We start from the raw sequence: 22,163 nt of genomic DNA, 5'->3' as shown, positions 1-22,163 counted from the left end.
GTCCGTAGGGTGGGGGAAACCCGCCCGTTTTTCAACAGCACAGCGACCTTGGCTTGTCTCATGGCGACATTGGCAGGAAAATAAGCTTATGAAACAGTATTTTCTGGGTGCGATTTTCGCCACGCTAAGCGGCTGTGTCGCCCATAGCGGTCAAGAGCCACTTGGCGATTGTGGGGCCGGTGACCTGATGTATCTTATCGGGCAAAACGCCGAGGTGTTGACGGATCTTGATCTTCCCGAAAACCGGCGCGTGCTGCAGCCGGGCATGGCCTATACGCAGGACTATCGGCCAGACCGGCTGAACATCAGCATTGATGAGAATGGATTAATCGACCGCATCTGGTGCAGTTGATCCTGAAAAAAGGGCGCGCCCTGCCGGCAAGCCTCTTACCAGAAGTGTTGTGCGTCTAACACATCGCATGGCGCGACAGGCTCTTTCAACAACGACACCCTCGCTGATTTCTACAAGGACGCTGTAATTCGGAACGGTGGCATCGCGGACAAAACGGTCCTTGGCAGATGCTAGGTCTGTGATACCTCTCTGATATGACAGATTCACTTTCAGATGTGAGAACACTGAACTCCAGACAAGCAATGGCAGCACTTGGCGTGCTATTTGCGTCGGTCTGTTTTGGTATCGTTCCGTATTTCAGCAGAAATTTGACCGACCAAGGACTTGTCCCACATGCAGTCGCTTTTTACCGATATGTCATTGCCGCAGTGATCCTATTCCCTGCGTTTCTAAGCCAGCTGAAAGCGTGGCGTGAACTCGTCTGGGGCTTATGTGCGGGCGCTGCAATGGGATTGGGCTGGATCGGATATGTGACAGCAGTCGAGACGATTCCAGCGTCAACCGTTGGTGTGCTCTACATGACCTACCCCGTTTTCACCGTTGTTATCGCGTGGACACTATTTGCTGATACGCCATCACGCAGAGCTTTGATTGCTTCTAGTTTGATCATTTTGGCTGCCGTTATTGCGGGTAATCCTTCTGCGGTGCCGTCTAACCAGTGGGCTACGCTTGCTACTTCCCTAGCGGCCCCTTTAGGGTTCGGGTTTGGCATATGCGTGCTTGTTCATCGCCTTTCGCGAATACCCCCGCTTGCAAGGATCGCTTCAGTTTCATTGGGATCCGTATTGGCGCTGGCACCCCTTGTGGCAAGCTCAACATCGGCCGAAATTCTGCCCAAAGATTTTGACACATGGATGTTGATTTTGGGAATTGCGGTCTTGTCCGCTCTCGTCCCACAGTTGATTTACACCATAAGCTCGCCAATCATCGGCGCGTCGCGCACTGCAGTTTTCGGGAGTGTCGAACTTCCGACGATGTTCTTCGTTGGCATGTTTGCATTCGGAGAAACCCTAACCTTCTCTCAACTCATTGCCTGTGCGCTGGTCGTCATAGCAATTATAGTTACACGAAGCCGCGTCACACGAAACGTAACGACAAATATCGCTCGAACTCCTTAAGGCTTGTCTCGGTTTGACTGCCACGATGGGCCCAAACCAGTCATTAGGGTGTTGCTGATCGCACTACCGTTCACACATGATCAGCAACACTTCTGGCATGAGGCTTGCCCTGCCGGGTGCGCCCTTGGTCGGTTCAAGCGTTACTTCTTGCGATAATCGTCGTGGCAGGCTTTGCAGGTGCCGCCGATCTGACCCAAAGCGGCGCCAATCGCGCCTTGCTCGGTGATCTCGGCAACGCCTTTGGCTGCCATGACCAAGTCGTCGGCTTTCTTGGCAAAGTCATCCCAGTTTTCCCAGATCGCGGGCAGGGCTTCGGTCGCGGGGTCGGTTTCGTTGGCTTCGAAAACAGCAGGGACCGTCATGCCCTTTTCGACGATGGTGGCGACGGCAGCATTAGCCTTGTCGGCATCAAATGCCATTTCGCCTTTGGCCATACCCGCCAGAGTCTTCATGGATCCACCTATGGCCTTCATGGTCTCCGACCGTTTAATCACGGTGGGATTGGTGGGCTCTGATTGAGCCGCAAGGCCTCCTGCAATCGTGAGGCTTGCAAGAGATGCAAAAGCGAAAATGCGTGCAGTTTTCATAATTAGTCCTTTCAGGAAATGGTGACTCGTTTGCCTAATTGTATGCATATGCATCTATTTTCGAAATCACAGGATCGTGATCAGCCAAATTTTGGGGGAAGTTCGCCGAAGGCGCCGTTGTTTTGGCCCCAACCGGAAACCGTGAGGGGCGCGCGATGCGTGTGACCGGCAGGGAGGCGACTAAAGCGCGTGGACGCCACCAACCACCAGATCTGTCACCAGATCGGCATAGTCTTCGCGGTTCAGCCCTTTGCCGGGACGGTTCCACATATAGTACCAGTTCAAGATGCCAAAGACCGACATGGTCACGGCGCGCAGGTTCGCGCCATTTTCGAACCGTTCAGGGGCTTCGGCTTTCAATGCAGAACCCATCATGTCGATCAGGCGGCGCTGCAGTTCCACCAGAGGCGCCTGCTGGTCCGGTTCAAGCACGGTCAGGCTGTCCAGCTGTAATTTGTGCTCGGCATCCGCGCCCTTATAGGCAAGCAGAATGGCCCGCACTAAACCCCGCAGCCCGTCGGTTTCGGGGGCCGCTTCAACGTCGGCCACCAGCTTGGACAGGTGGTGGTCCAGAATGTCGTAAAGCAGGGCCTCTTTGCTGTCATAGTAATGATAGATAAGCGCTTTTGAGACCCCACAATGCTTGGCTGCAGCCGTCATTGACGCGCGGTCAAACCCGTGTTCCGCGAAATAGGCCGCTGCCCCCTTACGGATGGCAGCGCGTTTTTCTTCGTGATCACGGGCGATCCCACGTGGCATGGATTACTCCTTCGGGCGGTTATCAACGACCCTTACAGCCTTACCCTCGCTTCGTGCAACCTTACCACCGTCGGCAACATGCACTTTAGCACTGACGCCCACATTGGATTTGATCTTGCCAGACAGAGCGCGGGCGGCGGCTTCTGCGCCTTCCTGCGACTGACCTTCGGCCATTTCCACATGAATATGCATTTCATCCATGCGGCCCGGACGTACCAGTTCGATCTGGAAGTGCGGACTTAGGGCGGGCACGTCCATCAGCTGTTCTTCGATCTGGGTCGGGAAGACGTTCACGCCGCGCAGGATGATCATGTCGTCCGAGCGGCCCGTGATCTTCTCCATCCGGCGCATCGAGCGCGCAGTGCCCGGCAACAAACGCGTCAGGTCGCGGGTGCGGTAGCGGATGATCGGGAAACCTTCCTTGGTCAACGAGGTGAACACCAGCTCGCCCAGCTCACCATCTTCGCAGACCTCGCCGGTCTCGGGGTTGATGATCTCGGGATAGAAGTGATCTTCCCAGATGTGCAGGCCGTCTTTGGTTTCTACACATTCGTTGGCCACGCCCGGTCCGATCACTTCCGACAGGCCGTAAATGTCGACCGCGTGCATGTCGAAGGCCTCTTCGATTTCGCGACGCATGTTGTTGGTCCACGGCTCGGCGCCGAAGATGCCAACCTTCAGCGGGCTTTTGCGCGGGTCCAGACCTTGCTTGGCGTATTCGTCCAGAATGGACAGCGCGTAAGAGGGCGTCACGGTAATACCGTCAGCGCGGAAATCTTCGATCAGGCGCACCTGACGCTGGGTCATCCCGCCCGAGACCGGAACCACGGTCAGGCCAGCAGCTTCGGCGCCGCCATGGACACCCAGACCACCGGTAAACAGGCCATAACCATAGGCGTTGTGCAGCACGTCACCCGGACGCAGACCCGAGGCGCGCATGCAGCGGGCAACGACGCTGGCCCACATTGTCAGGTCATTCTTGGTATAGCCTACAACGGTCGGCTGACCCGTGGTGCCCGAGCTGGCGTGGATGCGCGAAATCTGCTCGCGCGGGACGGCAAACAGACCGAACGGATAGTTGTCGCGCAGATCCTGTTTGACAGTGAAGGGGAACTTGGCCAGATCCGCCAGCGTCTTCAGGTCGTCAGGATGCACACCCGCGTCGTCGAAGCTTTTGCGATAGAACGGCACGTTTTCATAGGCGTGTTTCAACGACCATTTCATACGCTCAAGCTGCGTGGCGGCAATCTCATCGCGCGATGCGATTTCAATCGGGTCAAGGTCTTCCTTGCGAGGTGTCAGGTCTTTCATGTCTCTCCTCCGACCAGAGCGCGTGCTCCGGTGCTTCTATCCGTCTTGTTCGTCAAAATGTGTGCCGCTGACCTGTCGCGAATGACCGCGAAACAGAACCACCGTGCGCCCGTCTTCCCCAGTGACGGTAACGTCATAAATGCCGGAGCGGCCGGAGCGGCTGGTTTCGGTCGCGGTGGCGGTCAGGCGTTCGCCCAGTTTGCCCGGGCTAAGATAGGTGATCGAGCAGTGCTGCCCGACCACGCGGTTGTTGTAGCTGTTGCAGGCGAAGGCAAAGGCGCTGTCGGCCAGCGTGAAAGAGAACCCGCCATGGCAGGATCCGTGCCCGTTCACCATATCCTTGCGGATTTCCATCGACAGGACAGCGCAGCCTGGCGCAACGGAATCGATCCGCATGCCCAGTTCCTGACTGGCCGGATCGTCGGCCCACATTGCGTCGGCACTTTTCTCTGCGATTTCCTGCGGCGTCATGTGGCCTCCCCCAAGATCACTCTGTTACAGGATGCACAAAACCGACCGAGCGGTCAATAATGCGTTTTGCATTTCACAAAAACTGCGCGCAATGCGTCACGAATGAGGGCGCGCAAGAGGACTGGAGTTTGGGGAACGTTGTCGATTCCGGCGCCGCTTACTGGATGGGGGCTGTTCTCGCGGCGCCGGAAGAGCCCTCGCTCGTGACGTATTAATATTTCCCTTCCAAGGGGGCGTTAACGCGGTCGCTGAAAGGTAACTTACCGGTCATTTTTGGGCAAAACTGGGGCAGGTATTGATTTGTTTACCATGTCGGTCCACTCTGAATTTATGAACTGGCAGACAACGACGCCCTTCCAAGGGGCAGGCAAACCGGCCGAGCAGGTCGCCTTTAATCGCATCGAACTTGGCGCCATCATGGGGCTGTATGGACGCATGGTTGCCGCTGGTGAATGGCGCGATTATGGGATGAGCTTTCTCAGTGACGTCGCGATCTTTTCGATCTTCCGGCGCACCGCAGAGCACCCCATTTACCGAATCGAGAAGCGACCCAAGCTGCGTGGCAAGCAGGGGCAGTACTCGGTCATTGGTATGGATGGGCGCATTTTAAAGCGCGGTAGCGACCTGCGCACCGTGCTGCGAGTGCTGGAACGCAAGCTGATCCGCGCGGTCGAATAAACCTACAACCGCTTACGCGCGGTGACGGGGCCATCGCCCTGTGCTTCAATCCGTGCGATGGCGTCCGCTGTGTTCTCATAGACCACCGACATGTGATGCGCGTTGGCATGAATGATCCGGTCAGCGTCCACCACCATCGCCACATGGCCTTTCCAAAACAGAATGTCTCCACGTTGTAGCTGCGTGCCCTCGGGGATGTCGTGACCCAAGGCGGCCTCTTGCAGATCGCTATCGCCGGGGCAGGGGATGCCGCAGGCCAGAAGGGCAGCCTGCACCAGCCCCGAACAGTCGATGCCAAAGCCCGAGTTGCCGGCCCAGACATAGGGCGTATCCAGAAACTGCTCGGCAATCGCGACCGGGTCCGTCGCGAACGTGTCGACCGGGCACAGATGCGACGCCGGGATGAAGCCGTGTTTCGGGGCGGACATGGGGGTCTTGGGCAGGGTGACCTCGGCCCATTTGTCGTTCGTGGAGATCACTTGCACCCGGCTATTCATGTGGAACACACGACTATGCGGCGTTTTGAAATCGGGCTCGCGATACATATGCGTCGTGCGCCGGATCACGCGGTGGGTCAGGGGCTGCGGATCGCCAAGGCTCCACGCTTCAAGGTACCCAACATAACCGTCTTTCAGAGACTGCCCGAAGACCATGTGGTCGTCGCCGTCCAGAATGTTGACCTGATCGCCGGACAAGACCTGCCGGTCTCGGTTGCCGCTGGGCGCATCCAGCAGAAAACTGTCGCCGACGACCTGTTTCAGAGTGCCGTCCGTGAAACGCGGGGCATCAACCTTCCCGCGCAAGCTTTCATGCGCGACCTGAGCGTTGGCAGGGGTCAGGCGGCGGTCCATCACAGGCCCAACATGTCAGGCAGTGCATCCAACAACGCACGGGCACCCATGCCGACGCCGCCCTTCGGCCGGCCCGGCGCGGCGGTCGGGTTCCAACCGTAAATGTCGAAATGCACATAGCGCGGCGTGTCTGTGACGAAGCGTTTCAGGAACAGGGCCGCGGTGATCGAACCAGCGAACCCGCCCTTCGGCGCGTTGTCTAGGTCAGCGATGCCGGGTTCGATCATTGCCTCATACGGATCCCAGAACGGCATCTCCCACACTGGGTCGGCGCTGGATTCTGCGCCTTTGCGTAGGGCGCCGGCGTCAGCTGTCTCAGTGGCATAGAACGGCGACAGGTCCGGCCCGACCGCCACCCGAGCCGCCCCGGTCAGCGTCGCCATCGAGACGATCAGGTCCGGTTTGTCCTCATCCGCCAGCGCCAGCGCGTCGGCCAGTACAAGGCGGCCCTCGGCATCCGTATTATTGATCTCGACCGTTAGACCCTTGCGGGACGTCAGGATGTCGCCCGGGCGGAACGCATTGCCAGCAACGGCGTTTTCCACCGCTGGGATCAGAACCCGCAGGCGCAGCTTCAGGCCAAGCGTCATGATCATTTGCGCCAGCCCCAGCACCGTGGCCGCCCCGCCCATGTCTTTCTTCATCAAACCCATCGAGGCGCCGGGCTTCAGGTTCAGCCCGCCCGTGTCAAAGCACACACCCTTGCCGACCAAGGTCAGCGTCGGTCCTTCGTCGCCCCAGCGCATGTCAATCAGACGCGGCGCACGCGCGGCGGCGCGACCAACCGCGTGGACCATCGGGAAATTCTGATCCAGTAGCGCTTTGCCCGAGATGGTCGTGATCGTCGCCCCATGCGTCTTGGCCAATTTGTTTGCCGCCAGTTCCAGCTCGTCCGGGCCCATATCTTCGGCCGGGGTATTGATCAGGTCGCGTGTCGTAAGCTCGCCCGCGGCGATGGCTTCCAGTTGCGCGGCGTTCACGCCGTCGGGGGCGACAAGCTGCGCTTTCGGGATGGATTGCTTGGCGTAGCGGTCGAAGCGATAGCCTTCCAGCAGCCAGCCAAGGGCAAATTCCTGCGTGATCTGATCCGAATGTGCGCTGGCCAGTTGATACACGCCTTCAGGCAGCGCGCCCCGCGCTGCAACAGCGCCAAACCGCTTGCGTTTGCGTGCTGCCGCGGTGCCAAGACCAATCAAAGCCATCTCGATCCCGCCAGCGGTCGACGGCACGACCAAACATTTCCCCAGCCCCCCATCAAATCCATTGGCATCCGCCCATGTCTGGGCTGATTTCGGAAGCGTGGACAGCGTGTCGCTTTTCTCGATCAGATAAAGCGGGATAGTCGCGTCAGTTTGGCTGGCGAAAGTCAGGGTCATCGGGGCTTCGGTCCTTATCTGTGCCGGTTCTGACTGGCAGAGTAGCGCGCCCCGGCACAAGGGCAATCCCCGATATGCACCTGACTAAAGCGACATGTCCTGATGATCCCACACGGCAATCAGGCTGCGCTCCCCTACACGGTTCAGACGGGCAAGCGTAGCGGGCAGTGCTGCTGGATCCTGTGCGACGCATTGTTCTGCCACATCGCGGGCCACGCGGGCCAAGGTTGTCATGCCCAGCCGTTGCGCGATGCGCTTCAGATCTTGGGCCCCTTGCCGCAGGTCCCCATACCTTCGGGATTTCTGGGCATGCTGCAGCCGCCCCAGCCACAGAGCCAGATCCTCAAGCGATTGGTTTAGATTGCGGTCCGCCTGAATCGGGCCAAACCGCACATACAGCGCGCGCAGTTGATCCCGATCCAGTTGGATATCTTCGAAGTAAGTCAATTTCGCTATGTCAGTCATCCCAGCACCCCGGTTGTATCTATCCCTCGGGGGTAGAATGACCGCAGGGCCTCAAGAAATCGTATACCTGTGTCTAAAAATTGCTCGAATTTGGCGGGTTTACAGCGTAGAAACTTTTCGATGCAGACAGGAGACGAACATGAACAAAGCTCGCCCACTTCCTAGCTACCTTGTGCAGCGTTATCACGGTTGGAACGCCACGACATTCTCCGAGAATAAATCTTGGTATCGCCGTCTGGCAGACGAAGGCCAGCGCCCGCGTAGCATGATTATTTCGTGCTGCGACAGCCGTGTTCATGTGACTCAAATGTTTGGCGCTGATCAGGGCGAGATCTTCCTGCATCGTAACATCGCCAACCTTGTTCCCCCGTTCGCGCCGGATGGGGATTATCATGGCACCTCGGCGGCTGTGGAATACGCGGTCACCGCCCTTAAAGTGTCACACCTGATCGTGTTGGGTCATTCGAAATGCGGTGGCGTCAAGGGCTTCCACGAGAAGTGTTTGGGCAATGCGCCCGAGCTGGCCGAGAATACATCGTTCGTGGGTCGCTGGATCGACATTCTTAAGCCGGGTTACGAGCGTCTTGGTGGAAACGACGCCGAGATCGACGACGACACGCTTGAGAAAGAAGGCGTGTTGGTGTCGCTGGAAAACCTGATGACCTTCCCCTTCATCCAGGATGCAGTTGAATCAGAACAACTGACGCTGCACGGATTGTGGACGGACATCGGTGCAGGCGGGTTGGAATTCTTCAACGCCGAAACCGGCGCCTTCGAAGCGCTGTAAGTTTTTTGGCGGGGCGCGGCGATTGCCGCCTGCGCCCCGCAATTGACGCCAGTCAATGAAACCCTCCTGAAAACGTGCCAGACTGAGCGCGGTTTGATCGGCCTGCCATGCCGAAGGAGATTCCCATGAAAATTCTTGTTTCTTATGCCACAAGCGAGGGCCACACGCGCAAGGTTGCCCGGTGGGTCGCTGACCGGATCCATGAACTGGACCACTCGGTCGAGTTGCTGCCGCTTGCCGATGCAAAAGATGTCGACCTTGGCCGGTATGACGCCGCGGTCATGGCAGGGTCTGTGCATGTTGGGCACTACCAGCCCGACGTGGCCGAGTTCGCCAGCGCGCACGCCACGCAGCTGGGGCAGATGCCTACGTTGTTTTTGTCCGTATCGCTTGCCGCGGCGGGGCATGATGCAGACGACTGGCGCGGGCTGGAGCGGATTTTAAGTGAGTTCACAGAGGCCACCAGTTGGACACCCGATCGTGTCGTCCAAGTGGCGGGTGCCTATATGCCGTCCGAATACGGCGTCCTAAGCCGTTTCGTCATGCGGCGCATTATTGCGGAAAAAGACCCCGAGGCCGATCTGGACACGGATCACGACTATACCGATTGGAGCGCGCTGCGCCGCGAGCTGGACAGCTGGCTGGCTGAGGCCGAGGCGTAGTCATAGCTCACTGTTGGGACAGCGGCCCGTTACCGCTGCCCCTACCTTCGAGACCGTCACTCGTTCGGCTTACGGCGCCCACGAGAGGGTCTTGCCCTCGGGCCAGCGCAGAGTGGTTTCGATGCTGATTTCGGACTGGCCGTTGGCGGGGACGTTTAGATGCCAGACGGACACCCCGCGCCGATCCTCAAAATCGGTTTCCGTAGGCGCAGGGGTGGCGTTCACGGTCACTCTTAGCTCTTCCTGTTCGGAATAGGTCGTGGGGAAGAAGACACGAATGCTCTCGGGCGTTCCAGACAGGTTTTCTATGCGGACAACTGATGTATGCTCGCGCGTTGTGTCGCTGGAGAGGATACCCCGTTCGCCTGTCTGGTTGTCCTTCTGAACATATTCCAGACGCAAATGTTCGATCGGCCCAAAAGGCAACAAGAGCGATTGATTGGGCACAGCACCGTCAAAGTCCCCCGTACCAACCAGCAGACCATCGCGATAACTCAGCAGCCCACCGTTAATAAGCGGCTCTTTCGTGGAGTTGACCACCTCGGCCATCAAGAAGGCCGTTTCGTCATACCGGGGAGCCGCCCAGTTTTCCAATGTGGCAGGAAGCTCGATAGCACCCAAATCCAATATGGCCACTTCGTCAGGGCCAGCGCTGATGGGATCGCTAAGCTTATAGGTGACCGAGAAACCGTCAGTAGACGGGTGGAATGCGCTGGCAGCCTCTTCAACCACAATGACATCTTCCACAAGCGGCGTGCTGTATCCGCCTGCTTTCAAGTCATGCTCGACCGGCGCAAACACCGACGCCCTGCGACCATACGTGCGCGAAGGCTCGGTCTGGTCGCCGGGTCTGTTGGTCGCAAGTGTCAGCGAGATGTCCTGCCAGTTGGTGTCTTCCGGCACGATCAACAGGGCTTTTCGTTCCAGCCGTACAGTGTGGGATCCACTTGTGAGATGCGCTTCGTAGTAAGAGCCCCACTCAAGCCCATCGCGCAGAATTTCCTGAGTGAACTGTGCTTCGGTATCAGCCTGAACCTCGACCTCAATGGCCCAAACAGAGCCGCCCGCCAGAGGCGGAAGCGAACGCTCCCACGCGCCTTCGGCGGCGGCGCGCTCTTTCTCAAGGACCTCTTGGACGTCACGTGCTTCGTCCAACTTTGCCTTGGCCTGTGCGATCTGAGACAGAACCTTTTCGCTTCCGTTCAGCACAAGATCCGACAGATTCTGCAGATCTTCGATCGACAGTTTCTCGTCAGGCGTACGCAACGACTTCAGAAAATCAAATTGCGCGGTGAGGGCGGTCACCCGACCCGAGATCGCGGCAGTTTCTCGCGAATGTTCTGCAAGCTTGTCTTCGGCGGCTTCAAGCCGTGCTTTGGCGGCAGCCTGAACTGGAGTCAGGAACGCGTCCGGATCAGCCAAACGGTCACGAAGATATTTGATTCGTTTGATAGACACACCTTCGGTGACGGGCTGAATGTCCGGTGAAATCCCGTCGAAATACTCTGACGCTGGGATCAGAAGGGTATGATGCCCTTTGGAAAGTTGCTGTGTGAATTGAAGCGTTTCTCGCGCCATGCCCGGATAGACAGTTGCCGCGACCACGGTGGGATTAATGCGAAACTCGTCTGCGAAGGCGGGCGATGCGGCAAGTGCCACAAGAGGAAGAAGTCTTTTCATTATTGGGTGCCTGTAGTGCCTGTGCTGTAAACTCTTTTAAGTAGTATGTGGGCACATGCTGAAGGGCAACTCAATAAAAAAGCCCCGCCAAATGGCAGGGCTTTCTCTTAATCTATCGAGGGTCAATCAGCCCTTCTTCAGAACCTCACGGCCCAGCAGTTCGGCGATCTGGACGGCGTTCAGGGCTGCGCCCTTACGCAGGTTGTCCGAGACACACCACATGTTCAGGCCGTTCTCGACCGTGACGTCCTGACGGATACGGCTGATGAAGGTGGCGAAGTCGCCGACGCATTCAACCGGGGTCACGTAGCCGCCGTTCTCGCGCTTATCCACGACCAGAATGCCGGGGGCTGTCCGCAGGATGTCGCGGGCTTCATCTTCGTCCAGGAACTCTTCGGTTTCGATGTTGATCGATTCCGAGTGGCCCACGAAGACCGGCACGCGCACGCAGGTCGCGGTGACTTTGATCGAGGGGTCGACGATTTTCTTCGTCTCGGCCACCATCTTCCATTCTTCTTTCGTGTCGCCCGAGTCCATGAAGACGTCGATATGCGGGATCACGTTGAAGGCGATCTGCTTTGGGTAAACCTTCGGCGCGACTTCCTGACCGGGGACATACATGCCCTTGGTCTGGTTCCACAGTTCGTCAATCGCGTCTTTGCCCGAGCCCGACACCGACTGATAGGTCGACACGACAACGCGCTTGATTTTGGCGCGGTCATGCAGAGGCTTCAGCGCCACAACCATCTGCGCGGTCGAGCAGTTGGGGTTCGCGATGATGTTCTTGTTTTTATAGCCGTGGATCGCGTCCGGGTTTACTTCCGGAACAATCAGCGGGATGTCGGGGTCGTAACGGTACAGCGACGAGTTATCGATCACCACACAGCCAGCCGCAGCCGCTTTGGGTGCGTAGGTTTTGGTGGCATCCGAACCCACGGCGAACAGCGCCATGTCCCAGCCGGTGAAGTCGAAGGTGTCCAGATCCTGGGTGGTCAGGGTCTTGTCACCAAAGCTGACTTCAGTACCGAGCGAACGGCGCGATGCAAGCGCTGCGATCTCGTCTACAGGAAACTGGCGTTCTGCCAGGATGTTCAGCATTTCGCGGCCCACGTTGCCCGTGGCGCCTACGACGGCGACTTTATAGCCCATTACGGCCTCCTATAATGAATCTGTCTTTGAACCACCCAAAGACGGAGGGTTCCTTAGAGCAATTCTGCCTTGCAGAAAAGGCTTTTCCCAATGCAGCGGCATCATTTCCGTTGACTTGTGTGCTTTTGGCTGTGATACGCGGGGTAACTGTCCGGTCGACGCGTGAGCGACCCGCCCCAGATGTGAGGCAGACAGTCTTTTCCACAAGTTCCCAAATCACGCGGGGTTCTAGCGGCCAAATCGGCGCATGGGCATTCGGCCCGCGCGCGAGCATTTGCTGCAAACCTAAGCGACGGGCGCAACAGCCCCACCCGCGTGACAGCGGTGCACCATCGCGTGTGCCAGAAAGACGAAGATGACAAAATTTGCAGATCTCGGGCTGGACCCGAAACTGGTCTCGGCCGTAACAGAAGCTGGTTACGAGACCCCCACCCCCATTCAAGTTCAGGCCATTCCCTTGGTGCTGGAAGGCCGTGACGTAATGGGCCTGGCCCAAACCGGCACCGGCAAGACCGCTGCGTTTGGCCTGCCGCTGATCCACCAGCTGCTAAGCAACCATGACAAACGTCAGCCGAAATCGGTGAAAGCACTGGTGCTGGCGCCAACGCGCGAGCTAGTGAACCAGATCGCCGACAACCTGCGCCTTTATGTGCAGGGCACTCACCTGAAAGTACGTACCGTGGTCGGAGGCGTATCGATCAACAAACAGATCAGCATGTTGGCGAACGGGATCGACATTCTTGTCGCCACGCCGGGTCGACTGATCGACCTGATGGACCGCGGCTCGATCCGCTTGGATACGGCAACCTTCCTTGTTTTGGACGAGGCCGACCAGATGCTCGACATGGGGTTCATTCATGCATTGCGCAAAATTGCCCCGGCGCTGGGCGAGCCGCGCCAGACCATGCTGTTTTCCGCGACCATGCCCAAACTGATGGCAGAGCTGTCACAAGCCTACCTGAAAGACCCGGCCCGCGTGCAGGTTTCACCTCCGGGCAAAGCCGCGGACAAGGTGACACAGGGCCTATACTTCTGCCCCGATCGCAATGCGAAGATCAACAGATTGATCGACCTTCTGCGCCATGACGATCAGGCGCTGTCGCTCGTTTTCTCGCGCACCAAGCATGGTGCCGAGAAGCTGATGAAGCATCTGGTACATGAAGGCTTCAAGGCTGTCTCAATCCACGGCAACAAAAGCCAAGGCCAGCGTGACCGCGCCCTTGCCGCGTTCCGCGCGGGCGAGGCACGTATTCTGGTGGCCACCGATGTCGCCGCACGTGGCATCGACATTCCCGGCGTCAGCCATGTCTATAACTTTGACCTGCCCGAGGTCGCCGACAACTATGTCCACCGCATCGGCCGCACGGCGCGTGCCGGTGCTGATGGGGACGCGATCTCCTTCGTGTCGGGTGTCGAACTGGGCCTGCTGCGTGACATCGAAAAGGTCATGAAGATCGAGATCCCGGTGCTGGGCGGCAAACGCCCGGCCGAGGAAAAACGCCCTCAGCGCGGCCAAGGTGGCGGCGGTGGCGGTGGCCGTCGCGGCGGAGGCGCTGGCGCAGGAGCGGGCGGCGGACGCAGGCCGCGCGGTGCACAGGGGCAGAAACCTGCCGGCAACCCCGGTGGCGCATCGAAGCAGCGTCGCCGCAAACCCCGCAAGTCCGCCTAAAGCGTGTCCGAATAAACTTGGGGCACAAGTTTGTCGCGAAACTCTTTAATCCGTGCGGTCCTGACTGAACAGATACAGCAGGCAGCCGATTAGACCCGGCACAGCAAAGAACAGGAACACGGCCTGATAGGGGGCCGTGACCGCCACATCCGGACCCTGGGCCGAGCGATACACGCTGGCCGAGGCGTATTGGAACACACCCACGCCGCCAATCCCGAACATATTCATCAGCGTCACGCCCCGTCCCACAAGGTGGGGCGGATAGAAGCTGCGTCCATGCGCCATCAAAAGCGGGAAGCTTGCGCCGAAAAGGCCAATGGCGGCCATGGTCAGGGCAATGCGCCAGACTCCGGCCTCGGGTGCGGCCCAAAGCACAAAGACCATTGCCACGGCCAGCATATTGCCGGTGAAAATTACCCATTTGCGGGTGCCAAAGATGCGGTCCATCGGGCCATAGGCAAAGCTGCCGATAACCATCGCCAGTGCAATCGCCATGGTGGCCCAGCCGATCCCGGTCGTGTCTAACCCGTGCACGTCACGCAGAAACGGTCCCGCCCAACTGCCGCGTAGGCCCGCAGCGGGGGCGTATTGCACGAACATCAGCGGGAACAGCGCCCACAGCGCGGGCATTTTCAGCAGGTCCAGAACGGACCCCTTCGATTGCCCTTCCTCGACCTCGACCTTTGGCGGATTGTCGACCGTCACCATGATCAGCGCGGCCACCACCAGCGTCACAGCCGCCAAAGCCCACAGGCAGGCGCGCCAGCCAAACTGTTCGACCGCCAGCGCCAAGGGCAGGGCGCCCGCGATATTTCCCAACGATCCAAAGCCGATCACCATCCCGGCCAACGTGCCGAAAACGGCGGGGGAATAGAGCCGCGCAAAGATGAAATAGCTGGCCATCAACACCGGAGAGCACCCGATTCCGATCAGCACCATCGCATAAAGGATATGATCCGGGCTTGAGGCCATGGCGAACATCGCAGCCCCTCCGGCCCCGCCAAGCGCCAGCAATCCGGCGGCCACTTTGCGCGGACCGATGTTGTCCAAGGCCCAGCCCACCGGGATCTGCATCAAGGCAAAGACCAAGAACCACGCGCCCGACGCTTGCGCCAGATCCTCGGGCGTGGCGCCAAGATCTGCCTTCAGCGCAGGGGTCATCACCGCCAGAAAGGCGCGATAAAATTGGCTTAGGACGTAAGCCACGATCAATGTGATGATACCAACCCGCATGCGGACCTCCCATTCTCAACCCGCGCAGAAGACACGGGGGATCTGCCTTTGGCAAGCCCGCATTTTCTTGCCTCAAATATCCTGGGGTGAGCCCGTCAGGGCGAGGGGCAACGCCCCTCAGCCGCCGTTGCGCACGGTATCAATCATCAGCTGCACATTTTCTGGATCGGCGTCCGGGGTGATCCCGTGGCCAAGGTTGAAAATATGCGGGCCGTTCTTGAACGCCTCAACAATGGCGCGGGTCTCGTCGACCAAGGCCTGGCCGCCGGTGACCATGTGGCTGGACTTCAGGTTGCCCTGCACGCAGCCATCGACCTGCACATTGGCCGCGGCCCATTCCGGGCTGACCGAGTTGTCCAGCGCCACACAATCCACGCCGGTCGCCTTGGCAAAGCCGATATAGCCCTCGCCTGCTTCGCGTGGGAAGCCGATGATGGGAATGCCGGGGTGACGTTTTTTCAGCTCGGACGTGATCACGCGGGCGGGTTCGACCGCGTATTTCTGAAAATCTTCGCCCTTCAACGATCCCGCCCAGCTGTCAAACAGCTTCACCACTTCGGCACCGGCCTCGATCTGTTTGGACAGATATTCAATGGTGCCTTCGGTCAGACGATCCATCACGGCTTCAAACAGCGGGCGGTTCTCAGCCTTCAGCGCGTGTGCGGGACCCTGATCCTTGGTGCCCTGACCGGCGATCATATAGGTCGCCACGGTCCACGGCATCCCGGCGAACCCAATCAGAGTGGTCTCTTCCGGCAATTCGCGACGCAGAATGCGGACGGTTTCATAGATCGGGTTCAGCGTCTCGTGGATGTCATCCTTGCCCGACAGTTTGTCGAAGTCAGCTTGGCTTGTGATCGTCGACAGGCGCGGGCCTTCCCCAGTGACAAACCACAGATCAGCCCCTAGCGCTTGTGGCAGAAGCAGGATGTCGGCAAACAGGATCGCCGCGTCAAAGCCGTAACGGCGGATGGGCTGCAGCGTGACCTCGGCGGCCAGTTCCGAGTTATAGCACAGCTTCAGAAAGTCCCCAGCCTCGGCGCGCGTCGCACGATACTCGGGCAGGTAACGCCCAGCTTGACGCATCATCCAAATCGGAGGGGTCGGAAGGGTCTCGCCTGCAAGTGCGCGCAGAATGGTCTTTTGCTGGGTCATAAGGTGGCCTTTCCTGTTCGGGTCCAAGCCTCGTCCCAAAGCAGCGGCAAGATGTCAAGCGCCGGGTGTGTCGCAGGCATGGACAGAGGGGGGCTTCGCGCGTAAACCAACCGCCATGACTTACACGCTTCCGACCCCCGACGCCCCCCTGAACATCGGCACCCGTGGCAGCCCCTTGGCGCTGGCGCAGGCCTATGAAACGCGCCGCCGCCTGATGGCTGCGTTTGATCTGCCGGAACAGGCGTTTAAGATCGAGGTGATTCATACCACCGGCGATAACCGCTCGATGATCGACGCGGATCGCCCGCTGAAAGAGATCGGCAATAAGGGCCTGTTCACCAAAGAAATCGAAGAGGCGATGCTGGATGGCCGCATCGACATTGCCGTGCACTCGATGAAGGACATGCCGGTGGAGCAGCCTGACGGGCTGGTGCTGGAGTGCTATTTGCCGCGTGAAGACACGCGCGATGCGTTCGTCTCGATCAAGTACAAATCGATTGCAGAGCTGCCGGAGGGCGCCGTCGTCGGCACCTCGTCCCTGCGCCGCAAATCGCAGCTTTTGAACCGCCGTCCCGACCTGAGCGTGGTCGAGTTTCGCGGCAATGTTCAAACTCGCCTGAAAAAGCTGGGTGACAATGTGGCCGAAGCAACCTTTCTTGCCATGGCAGGCCTGAACCGTCTGGGGATGGACGACGTCCCCGCCACGGCGATCGAGACGACTGATATGCTGAATGCCGTCGCCCAAGGCGCCATCGGCATCGAACGCCGCGCCGATGATGCCCGCGCCAAAGACATGCTGGATGCAATCCATGATCTGGAAACCGGCCAGCGTCTGGCCGCCGAACGTGCCTTCCTTGGCGCGCTGGATGGATCGTGTGAAACCCCGATTGCAGGGCTTGCGACGTTGAACGGCGACACCCTGACCCTGAAGGGCGAGATCCTGCGAACGGATGGATCGGAAAGCGTGGCTGATCAGGTCTCGGGCCCGATTGCAGATGGGCCGGAGTTGGGACGCAGGCTTGCGAAGACGCTCCTGTCGCAAGTGGACGACGACTTCTTCGATTGGAAATAAGAAAAGGCCCGGCAAAGCAGCTGGGCCTTTCTTCTTTTTGACGCGTGCTTACAGGCGCTCGATGGCCAGTGCGATCCCCTGACCGCCGCCGATGCACATGGTGATCAGCGCCTTCGAGCCACCGATGCGCTCCAATTCATAAAGCGCTTTCACGGTGATAATCGCGCCCGTCGCGCCGACCGGGTGACCAAGCGCAATCGCGCCGCCGTTCGGGTTCACCTTGGCCGTGTCCAGACCCAGCCCTTTGTTCACCGCAATGGCCTGAGAGGCGAAGGCCTCGTTCGATTCGATCACGTCGAAATCGCCGACCGACAGCCCGGTGCGCGCCAGCAGGTTCTCGACCGCCGGGACAGGGCCGATGCCCATGACCTCGGGCCGTACGCCTGCGTGGCCATAGCCGATGATGCGCGCTTTGGGTTTCAGGCCTGCCGCTTCGGCGGCATCTGCGCGGGCCAGAACCAGCGCCGCCGCACCATCATTGATGCCTGACGCATTGCCTGCCGTGACGCTGCCATCTTTCTGGAACGCGGGCCGCAGCCCGGCGAGCGCTTCGGCGGTCGTCGGCTTGGGATGCTCGTCGCGGGCGAAGGCGACCGTTTCGCGGCGCTTCTTCACGTCAACGGGCACGATCTGGCTGTCGAAATACCCGGCCTCGATCGCAGCAGCGGCGCGGCGCTGGCTTTCCAGAGCGAACGCATCTTGATCCTCGCGGGTCACGCTGTGTTCAGATGCGACGTTTTCAGCGGTGATGCCCATGTGGCCGGTGCCAAACGGGCAATTCAGTGCGCCCAGCATCATATCCTGCGCACCCGTGTCACCCATCTTCTGACCCCAGCGTGCCTGCGGCAGGATATAGGGCGAGCGGCTCATGTTCTCTGCCCCGCCTGCCACGGCGAAATCAGCGTCGCCCTGCATCAGGTTCTGGGTGGCCGAAACAATCGCCTGCAGGCCCGAGCCGCACAGGCGGTTCACGTTCATCGCGGGGGTGGTGTCGGGGATGCCGGCCTCTATCATTGCGACACGCGACAGGTACATGTCGCGCGGTTCGGTGTTGATCACGTGACCGAACACTACATGTCCGATCTGTTCCGGGGAAATACCGGCGCGGGCCATTGCCTCGCGGGTGACGGTGGCGCCAAGCGCGCTGGGCGGGGTTTGGGCAAGGCTGCCGCCAAATCCACCAATCGCGGTGCGCACGCCGTCGAGGATGACGATATCGGACATGTCTGGATCTCCTGTTTTAGGTTGGCAGCACTGTGCCGCAAAGCAGAAGGCCTGTCTTGTGTAACGCTCCGTCAGAGGGAGCGAGATCAGCTTTCGACGGTGGTGCCGGGGTCCAGTCTGTGCAGCAGACCGGTCAGTGCCTCGCGAAAACTGGCATCTTCCGCACCCAAAAGCGTCGACAGCTGCGCCTCATAATCGTCGGCAATGGGGGCCAAGGCCTCGATCATCGCGCGCCCCTTGTCCGTCAGGCTCAGCTCGACCAGACGGCGGTCCGTGGGGTTGATGGTCTTGGTGACATAGCCCGCTGCCTCAAGCCGAGACGCCGCCCGGCTAACCTTGGGCTTGTCCATGTCCACCCGCTTGTGGATCTCGCGCACGCTAACGCTGTCGGCTTGGCTCAGATGCGCCACGACCCGCCATTCGGACACCGAAATCCCATAGGCCTCGCGGTAGTGTTTGGCAAACTCCGCGCTGACACGGCTGGACAGAACAGCAAGCTGATACGGTAGAAAATCGTCAAGTTTAAAGCTGGTCACGCCTGAGCCTTTCGGGTTTTTCCACAGATTGCCCCGACACGTGCGCCAAGGCAAGCCAAAGCCCATTTGCGCATTTTCTTGCCACAAATATCCTGGGGTGAGCCCGCTAGGGCGAGGGGCAAAGCCCCTCAGGCTCGCGGTAGCTTGCCACCGACGCCGTTAAACCCACTTGGCCATCGGCGGCAAGCTCATCAGAACCGCATTGGCGTCATGCCCGGTGGCCAAGCCAAACTTGGTGCCTCGGTCATAAACCAAGTTGTATTCGGCATAGAGCCCGCGATGCACCAGCTGCGTGTCCTTGTCGGCCTCGTCCCACGGTGTGTTGCGACGTTTTTCTGTCACCGGCAGGAACGCGGGCAGAAAGGCGCGGCCGATGTCTTGGGTCAGGGCGAAGTCGACCTCCCAATCTCCGGTGTTACGGTCATCCATGAAAATCCCGCCAACACCACGCGCGCGGCCACGGTGCGGGACAAAGAAATACTCGTCCGCCCATTCCTTCAGCTTGCCGTAGAGCGTGGGATCATGGGGATCCAGATGCTCTTTCTGAACGTTGTGGAAATGCGCGGTGTCCTCGTCATACTCAATGCAGGGGTTCAGGTCCGAGCCACCGCCGAACCACCACGCGCCGGGGGTCCAGAACATGCGGGTGTTCATGTGTACCGCCGGGCAGTGCGGGTTCTGCATATGCGCCACCAGCGAAATGCCCGAGGCCCAGAAACGCGGATCATCTTCGATCCCCGGGACACCACGCGCCGCCATTGCCTGCTGGGCGGGTTTGCCCAGCGTGCCGTAAACGGTCGAGATGTTGACGCCCACTTTTTCAAACACGCGCCCGCCGCGCATGACGCTCATCAAGCCGCCCCCGGCATCTGATTCGTCATCCGACTGGCGGGTGGTTTTCGTGACCTCGAAGCGTCCGGCAGGTTGATCTGACAGGGGGCCGTTCGTCTGGCTGTCTTCGAGGGCTTCGAAGGCGGCTACGATCTGGTCGCGCAGCTCGTGGAACCACTGGCTGGCGCGTGCTTTTTGATCGGTCATCTGGTCGGTCATTGGGGCTCCGGGTGTCAAAGATTACGGCTTTCCGATCAGCTATCAAAGCTGGGCGGGTTTGGCAAAAGGCAGGATGTCGCGTGGGTCGCGTCGTTAGTGCGCCGGGTTGCCCACCACGTCCAACAGGCTGCGCCCGCCATCGACCTGCAAAATATGGCCGGTCATAAAGCTTGACCCTTCCGAGGCCAAGAACTGTACAGCGTTTGCGATTTCCGACGCCGAGGCGATCCGCCCAAGAGGCGTGCCCCCGATGATGTCTCCGCGGGTCTCGGGGTTTGCGCGGATGGTGTTGCGCAGGCTTGCGCTCATCAACGATCCAAATGACACGGCGTTCACGCGGATGCGGTTGGGGGCAAGCGCCACGGCCAAGGACCGGGTCATCTGATCCACCGCCGCCGAGGCGATCGAATAGGCCATCAACCCTGGTTGCGTGCGGGTCGACGCGATCGAGGACAGGTTCACGATGGCCCCCAGCGGGGTTTCGGTGTCGTCCTCGTCCAGCTCCTGGCCTTGCAGGATCATGCGCTTGGCCACCAGTTGGCTAAGGCGCAGGCTGGTCATCAGGTTCTGATCCAGCAAAGACGCGACGGATTTGTCATCCACGTCTAAAGGGTCCGCCAGCGTCACCTGACGCGAGGCGTTGATCAGAATGTCCACCCGCTCGAACGCATCGATCGTGGCCGACAGCAGGTTGGCGATGGTCAGTTTCTCGCGTAGGTCGCCTGCGAAAATGCGGGTGCTTCCGGCCTCGTCGCTGTTCTCGTCGGGGTTCGGGCCCCATTCGTCCAAAAGTCCAGCCTCGTCCATATCAGCGCACACAACATTGGCGCCGTGATCGGCAAAATGGCGGGCGATGGACAGGCCGATACCGTTGGCGGCACCGGTGATGATGGCGGTCTTGCCTGCGATGTTGAAGGACATGATGTCTCCTATCTCGGGGCGATTCCCCGCGCCAGACTAGCGGAAGTTACCGCGTCACGCGATGAGGTTTCAGCCCCGCCAACAGCTTGAAGCCGGGGGTGCCGCCCAGATCCTCGACCACGCGGAAATATTTGGCCAACGTGTCTTCGTAAGGAAGATGGCGGTTGGCCACCATGACAAAGCGGCCCGAAGGCTTCAGGATACGTGCCGCCGACTGGATAAAGGCCTGACCCAGTTCGGGACGACCCGCGCGGCTGGTGTGAAATGGCGGGTTCGAGATCACAACGTCATAGGGCTGATCCGGGGTGAACGCGGTGGCGTCATCCCACAGGAACCGCACGCGCGGATCGTCGATGTTGCGCCGCGCGCAGTCCAGCGCGACCTTGTCGGCTTCGATCAGCTCCAGCGTCTCGACGCCCTCGCGCGACAGGATGTGGCGCGACAGGTATCCCCAGCCCGCACCCAGATCGGCCACGCGGCCATTGATGGCATCGGGCATGACGGCGGCCAGCACCTCGGATCCCTTATCGATCTTCTCGGCCGAGAAAACGCCGGGGCGGGTGATGAAGCCGTCGGGCAGGGTGATGTCTTGGGCTTCCCATTCCGGCGCATCCAGACCTTGGAACCAGACGATCTTGCCATGTGCCTTGGATAGGTTGCCCAGCAGGTTCGCGCGTTTCTTGAGCGCTTTCAGATGGCTGTCCATACCATCCGTCTTTTGACCGTCCAGAATGACCAAACCACCATCCGTGGCGCGATTGGCGGCATGAAGCCACGCCTGTGCCAGCGCTTTCGAGCGGGGCGCACAGACCAGCGCGGCGGCAAAGCCTGCGTCGGGCAGGTCGCTGACGACCTCGTATCCGCGCGCGATCCAGAATTGCACATCGGGATAGAAATGGCTGTAGATCGTCACGCGATCCTTCGGCAGCGCAAAGATGTCGTGATCCGGCGTCGGGCCAATCACCAGAATGCCGCCATCGTCCGGCAGCGTAATCAGCCCCTCTTCAAGGGCAATGGACAAACGTGTTTGAAGCATCTCAGACCCCGCGCGCGGCGG

General features: G+C 59.7%; 23 protein-coding genes. 7 read left to right on the top strand and 16 right to left on the bottom strand.

The window, feature by feature from the left end; all coding sequences use genetic code 11:
* Positions 1–88: 88 nt before the first annotated feature.
* Together MWU53_RS09475 and MWU53_RS09470 are read left to right on the top strand one after the other, a co-directional pair.
* Positions 89–352 carry an I78 family peptidase inhibitor gene (locus MWU53_RS09475; protein WP_247092729.1) on the top strand — a complete coding sequence of 88 codons (264 nt, stop codon included), beginning with the start codon at positions 89–91 and terminating at the stop codon, positions 350–352.
* Positions 353–594: 242 nt separating this feature from the next.
* Positions 595–1,470: a DMT family transporter gene (locus tag MWU53_RS09470; RefSeq protein ID WP_247092727.1), complete on the top strand. Its 876-nt coding sequence runs from the start codon at positions 595–597 to the stop codon at positions 1,468–1,470.
* A 140-nt stretch (positions 1,471–1,610) separates the two neighbouring features.
* On the opposite strand, the gene MWU53_RS09465 is transcribed toward MWU53_RS09470, so the two are convergent.
* From MWU53_RS09465 to paaI, 4 genes are all read right to left on the bottom strand, one after another.
* Positions 1,611–2,057: a cytochrome c gene (locus MWU53_RS09465; protein ID WP_281501360.1), complete on the bottom strand. Its 447-nt coding sequence runs from the start codon at positions 2,055–2,057 to the stop codon at positions 1,611–1,613.
* A 180-nt stretch (positions 2,058–2,237) separates the two neighbouring features.
* Positions 2,238–2,816 (bottom strand): TetR/AcrR family transcriptional regulator, encoded by a 579-nt coding sequence (locus MWU53_RS09460; RefSeq protein ID WP_247092722.1) that lies wholly within the window; start codon positions 2,814–2,816, stop codon positions 2,238–2,240.
* A 3-nt stretch (positions 2,817–2,819) separates the two neighbouring features.
* On the bottom strand, positions 2,820–4,127 hold the full coding sequence (paaK, locus tag MWU53_RS09455; RefSeq protein ID WP_247092720.1) for a phenylacetate--CoA ligase PaaK: 1,308 nt from the start codon (positions 4,125–4,127) through the stop codon (positions 2,820–2,822).
* Between the two features lie 36 nt (positions 4,128–4,163).
* Positions 4,164–4,598, bottom strand: a complete 435-nt coding sequence (gene paaI / locus MWU53_RS09450) for a hydroxyphenylacetyl-CoA thioesterase PaaI (RefSeq protein WP_247092718.1) — start codon at positions 4,596–4,598, stop codon at positions 4,164–4,166.
* Between the two features lie 330 nt (positions 4,599–4,928).
* Between paaI and MWU53_RS09445 the strand changes: the two genes are divergently transcribed.
* Positions 4,929–5,276: a DUF2794 domain-containing protein gene (locus MWU53_RS09445; RefSeq protein ID WP_247093040.1), complete on the top strand. Its 348-nt coding sequence runs from the start codon at positions 4,929–4,931 to the stop codon at positions 5,274–5,276.
* A 2-nt stretch (positions 5,277–5,278) separates the two neighbouring features.
* On the opposite strand, the gene MWU53_RS09440 is transcribed toward MWU53_RS09445, so the two are convergent.
* From MWU53_RS09440 to MWU53_RS09430, 3 genes are all read right to left on the bottom strand, one after another.
* A complete protein-coding gene (locus MWU53_RS09440) occupies positions 5,279–6,127 on the bottom strand; it encodes an NlpC/P60 family protein (RefSeq protein ID WP_247092716.1) in 849 nt (282 codons plus the stop codon).
* On the bottom strand, positions 6,127–7,503 hold the full coding sequence (locus MWU53_RS09435; RefSeq protein ID WP_247092714.1) for a leucyl aminopeptidase family protein: 1,377 nt from the start codon (positions 7,501–7,503) through the stop codon (positions 6,127–6,129). The genes MWU53_RS09440 and MWU53_RS09435 overlap by 1 nt, the downstream gene beginning before the upstream one ends.
* Before the next feature lie 84 nt (positions 7,504–7,587).
* A complete protein-coding gene (locus tag MWU53_RS09430) occupies positions 7,588–7,968 on the bottom strand; it encodes a hypothetical protein (RefSeq protein ID WP_247092712.1) in 381 nt (126 codons plus the stop codon).
* A 139-nt stretch (positions 7,969–8,107) separates the two neighbouring features.
* On the opposite strand from MWU53_RS09430, the gene MWU53_RS09425 reads away from it, so the two are divergent.
* Together MWU53_RS09425 and MWU53_RS09420 are read left to right on the top strand one after the other, a co-directional pair.
* A complete protein-coding gene (locus MWU53_RS09425) occupies positions 8,108–8,755 on the top strand; it encodes a carbonic anhydrase (protein WP_247092710.1) in 648 nt (215 codons plus the stop codon).
* A gap of 125 nt (positions 8,756–8,880) precedes the next feature.
* Positions 8,881–9,417: a flavodoxin domain-containing protein gene (locus MWU53_RS09420; protein WP_247092708.1), complete on the top strand. Its 537-nt coding sequence runs from the start codon at positions 8,881–8,883 to the stop codon at positions 9,415–9,417.
* A 69-nt stretch (positions 9,418–9,486) separates the two neighbouring features.
* On the opposite strand, the gene MWU53_RS09415 is transcribed toward MWU53_RS09420, so the two are convergent.
* Entirely contained in the window at positions 9,487–11,097 is a 1,611-nt protein-coding gene (locus MWU53_RS09415; protein WP_247092707.1) for a DUF4139 domain-containing protein, read from the bottom strand.
* A gap of 126 nt (positions 11,098–11,223) precedes the next feature.
* Positions 11,224–12,246, bottom strand: a complete 1,023-nt coding sequence (locus MWU53_RS09410; RefSeq protein WP_247092705.1) for an aspartate-semialdehyde dehydrogenase — start codon at positions 12,244–12,246, stop codon at positions 11,224–11,226.
* A gap of 355 nt (positions 12,247–12,601) precedes the next feature.
* Between MWU53_RS09410 and MWU53_RS09405 the strand changes: the two genes are divergently transcribed.
* On the top strand, positions 12,602–13,915 hold the full coding sequence (locus MWU53_RS09405) for a DEAD/DEAH box helicase (protein ID WP_247092703.1): 1,314 nt from the start codon (positions 12,602–12,604) through the stop codon (positions 13,913–13,915).
* A 45-nt stretch (positions 13,916–13,960) separates the two neighbouring features.
* On the opposite strand, the gene MWU53_RS09400 is transcribed toward MWU53_RS09405, so the two are convergent.
* Both MWU53_RS09400 and hemE read right to left on the bottom strand, forming a co-directional pair.
* Positions 13,961–15,148: an MFS transporter gene (locus MWU53_RS09400; RefSeq protein WP_247092701.1), complete on the bottom strand. Its 1,188-nt coding sequence runs from the start codon at positions 15,146–15,148 to the stop codon at positions 13,961–13,963.
* A 117-nt stretch (positions 15,149–15,265) separates the two neighbouring features.
* Positions 15,266–16,303, bottom strand: coding sequence for a uroporphyrinogen decarboxylase (gene hemE / locus MWU53_RS09395; RefSeq protein ID WP_247092699.1), 1,038 nt, complete (start codon positions 16,301–16,303; stop codon positions 15,266–15,268).
* A 115-nt stretch (positions 16,304–16,418) separates the two neighbouring features.
* Here hemE and hemC point away from each other — a divergent pair, with 115 nt between their 5' ends.
* The gene (gene hemC, locus MWU53_RS09390) at positions 16,419–17,375 is read left to right on the top strand and encodes a hydroxymethylbilane synthase (protein WP_247092697.1); all 957 of its coding nucleotides are present in this window, start codon (positions 16,419–16,421) and stop codon (positions 17,373–17,375) included.
* A gap of 48 nt (positions 17,376–17,423) precedes the next feature.
* Here the strand turns inward: hemC and MWU53_RS09385 are convergent, their stop codons facing one another.
* The 5 genes from MWU53_RS09385 to MWU53_RS09365 all read right to left on the bottom strand — a co-directional run bounded on the left by MWU53_RS09385 (position 17,424) and on the right by MWU53_RS09365 (position 22,142).
* Positions 17,424–18,599, bottom strand: a complete 1,176-nt coding sequence (locus tag MWU53_RS09385) for an acetyl-CoA C-acyltransferase family protein (protein WP_247092695.1) — start codon at positions 18,597–18,599, stop codon at positions 17,424–17,426.
* A gap of 86 nt (positions 18,600–18,685) precedes the next feature.
* Positions 18,686–19,135, bottom strand: coding sequence for a MarR family winged helix-turn-helix transcriptional regulator (locus tag MWU53_RS09380; protein ID WP_247092693.1), 450 nt, complete (start codon positions 19,133–19,135; stop codon positions 18,686–18,688).
* A 159-nt stretch (positions 19,136–19,294) separates the two neighbouring features.
* Positions 19,295–20,185 (bottom strand): oxygen-dependent coproporphyrinogen oxidase, encoded by an 891-nt coding sequence (gene hemF / locus MWU53_RS09375; protein WP_247092691.1) that lies wholly within the window; start codon positions 20,183–20,185, stop codon positions 19,295–19,297.
* A gap of 93 nt (positions 20,186–20,278) precedes the next feature.
* Positions 20,279–21,106, bottom strand: coding sequence for an SDR family oxidoreductase (locus MWU53_RS09370; protein WP_247092689.1), 828 nt, complete (start codon positions 21,104–21,106; stop codon positions 20,279–20,281).
* Between the two features lie 46 nt (positions 21,107–21,152).
* Entirely contained in the window at positions 21,153–22,142 is a 990-nt protein-coding gene (locus MWU53_RS09365) for a methyltransferase (RefSeq protein ID WP_247092687.1), read from the bottom strand.
* Positions 22,143–22,163 lie beyond the last annotated feature (21 nt).

The sequence above is a fragment of the Aliiroseovarius sp. S1123 genome, assembly GCF_023015885.1.
In the GTDB taxonomy this organism is placed as follows: domain Bacteria; phylum Pseudomonadota; class Alphaproteobacteria; order Rhodobacterales; family Rhodobacteraceae; genus Aliiroseovarius.
Note: the sequence above shows the minus strand (reverse complement) of the source record. Positions and strands in the feature narration are given on the sequence as shown.

Excerpts from the sequence above, each read along its gene's own strand:
- MWU53_RS09475 (WP_247092729.1), top strand. The coding sequence starts at position 89 with ATGAAACAGTATTTTCTGGGTGCGATTTTCGCCACGCTAAGCGGCTGT.
- MWU53_RS09470 (WP_247092727.1), top strand. The coding sequence starts at position 595 with ATGGCAGCACTTGGCGTGCTATTTGCGTCGGTCTGTTTTGGTATCGTT.
- MWU53_RS09465 (WP_281501360.1), bottom strand. The coding sequence starts at position 2,057 with ATGAAAACTGCACGCATTTTCGCTTTTGCATCTCTTGCAAGCCTCACG.
- MWU53_RS09460 (WP_247092722.1), bottom strand. The coding sequence starts at position 2,816 with ATGCCACGTGGGATCGCCCGTGATCACGAAGAAAAACGCGCTGCCATC.
- paaK (WP_247092720.1), bottom strand. The coding sequence starts at position 4,127 with ATGAAAGACCTGACACCTCGCAAGGAAGACCTTGACCCGATTGAAATC.
- paaI (WP_247092718.1), bottom strand. The coding sequence starts at position 4,598 with ATGACGCCGCAGGAAATCGCAGAGAAAAGTGCCGACGCAATGTGGGCC.
- MWU53_RS09445 (WP_247093040.1), top strand. The coding sequence starts at position 4,929 with ATGAACTGGCAGACAACGACGCCCTTCCAAGGGGCAGGCAAACCGGCC.
- MWU53_RS09440 (WP_247092716.1), bottom strand. The coding sequence starts at position 6,127 with ATGGACCGCCGCCTGACCCCTGCCAACGCTCAGGTCGCGCATGAAAGC.
- MWU53_RS09435 (WP_247092714.1), bottom strand. The coding sequence starts at position 7,503 with ATGACCCTGACTTTCGCCAGCCAAACTGACGCGACTATCCCGCTTTAT.
- MWU53_RS09430 (WP_247092712.1), bottom strand. The coding sequence starts at position 7,968 with ATGACTGACATAGCGAAATTGACTTACTTCGAAGATATCCAACTGGAT.
- MWU53_RS09425 (WP_247092710.1), top strand. The coding sequence starts at position 8,108 with ATGAACAAAGCTCGCCCACTTCCTAGCTACCTTGTGCAGCGTTATCAC.
- MWU53_RS09420 (WP_247092708.1), top strand. The coding sequence starts at position 8,881 with ATGAAAATTCTTGTTTCTTATGCCACAAGCGAGGGCCACACGCGCAAG.
- MWU53_RS09415 (WP_247092707.1), bottom strand. The coding sequence starts at position 11,097 with ATGAAAAGACTTCTTCCTCTTGTGGCACTTGCCGCATCGCCCGCCTTC.
- MWU53_RS09410 (WP_247092705.1), bottom strand. The coding sequence starts at position 12,246 with ATGGGCTATAAAGTCGCCGTCGTAGGCGCCACGGGCAACGTGGGCCGC.
- MWU53_RS09405 (WP_247092703.1), top strand. The coding sequence starts at position 12,602 with ATGACAAAATTTGCAGATCTCGGGCTGGACCCGAAACTGGTCTCGGCC.
- MWU53_RS09400 (WP_247092701.1), bottom strand. The coding sequence starts at position 15,148 with ATGCGGGTTGGTATCATCACATTGATCGTGGCTTACGTCCTAAGCCAA.
- hemE (WP_247092699.1), bottom strand. The coding sequence starts at position 16,303 with ATGACCCAGCAAAAGACCATTCTGCGCGCACTTGCAGGCGAGACCCTT.
- hemC (WP_247092697.1), top strand. The coding sequence starts at position 16,419 with ATGACTTACACGCTTCCGACCCCCGACGCCCCCCTGAACATCGGCACC.
- MWU53_RS09385 (WP_247092695.1), bottom strand. The coding sequence starts at position 18,599 with ATGTCCGATATCGTCATCCTCGACGGCGTGCGCACCGCGATTGGTGGA.
- hemF (WP_247092691.1), bottom strand. The coding sequence starts at position 20,185 with ATGACCGACCAGATGACCGATCAAAAAGCACGCGCCAGCCAGTGGTTC.
- MWU53_RS09370 (WP_247092689.1), bottom strand. The coding sequence starts at position 21,106 with ATGTCCTTCAACATCGCAGGCAAGACCGCCATCATCACCGGTGCCGCC.
- MWU53_RS09365 (WP_247092687.1), bottom strand. The coding sequence starts at position 22,142 with ATGCTTCAAACACGTTTGTCCATTGCCCTTGAAGAGGGGCTGATTACG.